Raw genomic sequence first — 454 nt, 5'->3', positions numbered from 1 at the left:
CGGCTGTAAAGGGATTGCGCTTGCGCGGCAATCCACAATCCGCGTGCCAGAATGATAAGGCAAACCAGCAGTAAAAGGATATTGCCAATCAGGCCGCATTCTTCGCCGCCTACTGCGACACTAACGTCAGTCGTTGCTTCGGGAATATAGTCCAAATGGGTTTGCGTACCGTTGAGCCAGCCTTTACCCCATACACCGCCCGAGCCGATGGCAATCATGGATTGGATGATGTGGTAGCCTGCTCCTACCGGATCTTTGGTTGGGTCGAGCAGGGTGAGGACGCGGGTTTTCTGATAGTCGTGCATGCCGTAATTCCACAAGAGCGGCAAAGCGGCCACAAAGGCACTAATGGCGGCAAAAATAGCCTTACAAGGTAATCAGGCAAAGAAGATGACAAAAATACCCGAAGCCATAATCAGCGCGGCCGTACCGAGGTCGGGCTGTTTCAAAATCA

Annotated in this window: 1 pseudogene; it reads right to left on the bottom strand. The window is 52.6% G+C overall.

Annotated features, from left to right (window positions below):
- A pseudogene (locus tag ACTHTS_RS11185) lies at positions 1–454 on the bottom strand (FtsW/RodA/SpoVE family cell cycle protein); the annotation flags it as partial.

Source organism: Neisseria sp. P0019.S003 (assembly GCF_051957115.1).
GTDB classification, from domain to species: domain Bacteria; phylum Pseudomonadota; class Gammaproteobacteria; order Burkholderiales; family Neisseriaceae; genus Neisseria; species Neisseria flavescens_D.
The sequence above is the reverse complement of the archived record's forward strand: the minus strand, read 5'-3'. Positions and strand labels throughout refer to the sequence as shown.